General features: G+C 62.7%; 4 protein-coding genes. 1 reads left to right on the top strand and 3 read right to left on the bottom strand.

The window, feature by feature from the left end; all coding sequences use genetic code 11:
• The 3 genes from WAN71_RS10030 to WAN71_RS10020 all read right to left on the bottom strand — a co-directional run.
• Positions 1-1216 (bottom strand): aldehyde dehydrogenase family protein (locus tag WAN71_RS10030; protein WP_422225188.1); only part of this gene is annotated, 1216 nt, incomplete at its 3' end.
• Between the two features lie 102 nt (positions 1217-1318).
• The gene (locus tag WAN71_RS10025) at positions 1319-2005 is read right to left on the bottom strand and encodes a VOC family protein (RefSeq protein WP_422225187.1); all 687 of its coding nucleotides are present in this window, start codon (positions 2003-2005) and stop codon (positions 1319-1321) included.
• A gap of 49 nt (positions 2006-2054) precedes the next feature.
• A complete protein-coding gene (locus tag WAN71_RS10020) occupies positions 2055-2876 on the bottom strand; it encodes an alpha/beta hydrolase (protein ID WP_422225186.1) in 822 nt (273 codons plus the stop codon).
• A gap of 66 nt (positions 2877-2942) precedes the next feature.
• Here WAN71_RS10020 and WAN71_RS10015 point away from each other — a divergent pair.
• On the top strand, positions 2943-3322 hold a 380-nt coding region (locus WAN71_RS10015), incomplete at its 3' end, for a TetR/AcrR family transcriptional regulator (protein WP_422225185.1).

Raw genomic sequence — 3322 nt, 5'->3', positions numbered from 1 at the left:
CGTTCAGGCCATACCGGGAGTCATTCGCCAGCCGGATAGCGTCGGCTTCACCGTCAAAAGGTGCGATGGTGACGATCGGACCGAAGATCTCCTCATGGCTGATCCGCATCTCCTGGGTGGTGTTGACCAGCACCGCCGGCCGGACCCACCAGCCTTCGTGCAGACCGCCGGTGAGGAGCTTGGCTCCTTCGGCTTCGGCGATGTCGAAGTAGCGGCACACCTTCTGCCAGTGTTCTTCGCTTGCCAGCGGCCCGATGTCGGTGGCGGGGTCGGTCGGGTCGCCGACCACGAGACGCTCGGCTAAGTCGACGAAGCGGTCGACGAACTCGTCGAAGATCGCGCGCTCGACATAGAGGCGGCTGCCGGCCAGGCAGACTTGGCCGGAGTTGGTGAAGGCAGCCTTGATGGACCAGTCGAGCGCGGCGTCGAGATCCGCGTCGGCGAAGACCAGGTTTGCGCTCTTGCCGCCCAGTTCGAAGCTCACCCGTTTGAGGGTGGATGCGCCAGCTTGAAGGATCGTGCGTCCGGTGTTGGATTCGCCGGTGAATGTCACGAGATCGACGTCGGGACTGGTGGTTAGGGCTTCACCGGCTTCACCCGGGCCGTAGCCGTGCAGGATATTGAGCACACCTCTGGGTAGCCCCGCCTCGATCGCCAACTCGCCGAGACGGGTGCAGGTGCCCGGGCTTTGTTCTGCCGGTTTGAGAACTACGGTGTTGCCAAAGGCGAGGGCAGGGGCGACTTTCCAAGTCGACAGCATCAGTGGGAAGTTCCACGGGCTGATCGCGGCGGTGACGCCGACGGGTTCGTAACTGGTGTAGATGTGGTGGGTGCCAGACGGTAGGGATTCGTCCTCGCAGAAACGCGGATAGTCAGCGAAGAATCGGAAGTTCGCGACCGAGCGTGGCAGGTCACGCTCGCGGCACTGGGTCACCGGCTTGCCCATGTCGGCGGTTTCCCGTGCAACGAGTTCATCGGTGTGCTGCTCGACGAGATCGGCGAGGCGGTGCAAGTGCGCGCCCCGCTCGTCGGGAGTCATGCGAGGCCATGGACCTTCGTCGAAGGCGACCCGCGCGGCGCTCACAGCGCGGGCGGCATCTTGTGCGGATCCGCGGGCCACTCTCGCCCAGGGCTGCTGGGTGGTGGGGTTGACCGTGTAGAACCACTGGTCGGTGGCGACCCGTTCGCCGTCGATGAGGTGGGTGAGTTCATCCATTCGGATTCTGCTTTCAGCTTGAGGCGAGCCGCGTGATCGCTGCGGCGATGGGCGGGGAAGCGCTGGACGACATCGTTTTTCAGGTGGGCTCAGCCGCAACGATCAGTCGACGATTACCGGAGGCGTGGTTTCGCTGGCGTTGTCCCAGACTTCCTGGTCGCTCAGCGACACCAAAAGGTCGTACGCGCCGGGCCAGTGCATGGTGGGTTTGTCAGGATCGGCGGCTGGCTGTGCGACAGCGGTCGCGGGCCTGTCGAAAGCGGCCGGGTTTTTGAGTGCTTCTACCTCGTGCTGCGAGATGTCGCACAGGCCAACAACTTCGGGATCCACCCAGGCGTTGGCGTCGATATCGTGCCCGCAGGTGACTTCTAGGCTCAGGCCTTCGGGTCCTCCGAAGTAGATCGACTTGATGAAGCCATGGTCTATGGGGCCGATCACCTGCACGCCGCGGCTGCGGATCCGATCCCGCATTGTCAGAACCTCGTCGAGGGTGTCGACATGGAGGGCGACGTGCTGCATCCCACCGATGGTGACGGCGCCGCCGGGATTGCCGGCGTGAGTGACGCCCCACTCGATGTCCTTGGGATTGTCGGGGTGCTGGACGAACGCGACGTAGCTCTCCGGTGCCAGTTCGACGAAGCCGTGGAACGCGCCGTCGACGCCGTGCATGTAGTACAGCGCCCGTAGCGGGCAGCCGAGAACATCGCACCAGAATTCGAGCTGTCCCTTCATGTCTCGTGTGCCTAGGGCTAGATGGTTGACGCCGCGCGGGTGCAGGGTGGTCGTCATGCGTGCTGCTCCTTGGATGTTGAGCTGATTAGTTGGCTGTTGAGGGGGATTACTTGGCTTGTCGGCGGCACCATTCGAGCACCACGTCGCTGTAGGCGACGGTGTGCGACAGCATCAGCTGATGCATGCCATCGGGGTGCACATACAGTTCGACGGGTCCCGCGGTGGCGTCGGCGACCAGTTTGGCGACGTCGGGCCCGAAGGTCGTGTCCCGCTCACCAACCGTGTAGAAGATCGGCTTGGTGTTCTGCGAGAGCGGTATCACTGGGTCGTAGCGGAAGAACGACGCGAATGCCCGCAATTCGTAGTACCAGGTGTTCAGTGGATCGGCTTTCTTTTGCTCGCTCGCACCGACGTAGCCGTAGTCCTCATCGAAGTTGATGAAGCGGTCGAGGCTGAGCAGCAGTTTGTCGCCGAACAGTGCATCGATCTGCTCAAAAGCCTCGCTACGGAACGGGTTCGGGTTCGGAATCAGCGGAGCGGATGGGATTGCGTAGCCCATCAGGATCGCGCCGAGGAAGACATCAGAGGCCTGTAGCGCGCAATAGGCCGCCGCGGCACCCAACGATGATCCCTTGATGAACACCGGTAGACCGGTGGTTTCGCCGATGTGCTCGCCCAAAGCCACCGCGTCATCGACCCACTCCTCGATGCTGAACCGGCCGGGTGGCCGCATGTTCACAGACCGGCCGTGGCCCGGCGCGTCCATGCTCCAGACATCCACGCCGTGGGACGCGTGGTGCGCGCAAAAACTGTCGTAAATGCCGCCGTGGGAAGCGATCCCGTGCTGAATCAGGATCGCGTGGTCTGCATCTTTGCCGGGATACCGGTAGCTGAACGTCTCGTTGAGTACGTGTTCTTCTCGCTTCATGGTGTCAGCTTGAACTATTTCTCGCCATCTGTCAAGAAAACATCTACCGGGAGGTATCGTGCTGTCATGGCGACAGATGCCGTGCGGACCGCCGAGACACGCGGCCGGCCACGTATACGAGACGACGACGAGATCCTGCGGGCCGCGTTACGCGCTTTCGCTGAGCACGGCTACGACGGAATGTCGCTGCGCACGCTCAACGCCGAGATGGGACTCAGTCGCGGCACCATCAACCAGCGGTTCCGTTCCAAGGAGCAGCTCTGGTACGCCGCGGTCGATCATGAGTTCCGCCACCTGACCGACGATCTCAACGCCGAGTTGCAACAACGAACGGTTCCCGACGACGATCTGTCGCGGTTGCGCGAGGGCATTCGTGCATTCCTGGTCGCCTCGGTCCGTCGCCCGGAACTCGTCAGGTTGATGAACCAGGAAGGCCTGCATTCGAC

The sequence above is a fragment of the Mycobacterium sp. genome, from assembly GCF_049280035.1.
Taxonomy (GTDB): Bacteria; Actinomycetota; Actinomycetes; order Mycobacteriales; family Mycobacteriaceae; genus Mycobacterium.
The sequence above is the reverse complement of the archived record's forward strand: the minus strand, read 5'-3'. Positions and strand labels throughout refer to the sequence as shown.

What these genes read in the sequence shown, in the direction of transcription:
- WAN71_RS10025 (WP_422225187.1), bottom strand. Translation starts at nt 2,005, where the DNA reads ATGACGACCACCCTGCACCCGCGCGGCGTCAACCATCTAGCCCTAGGC.
- WAN71_RS10020 (WP_422225186.1), bottom strand. Translation starts at nt 2,876, where the DNA reads ATGAAGCGAGAAGAACACGTACTCAACGAGACGTTCAGCTACCGGTAT.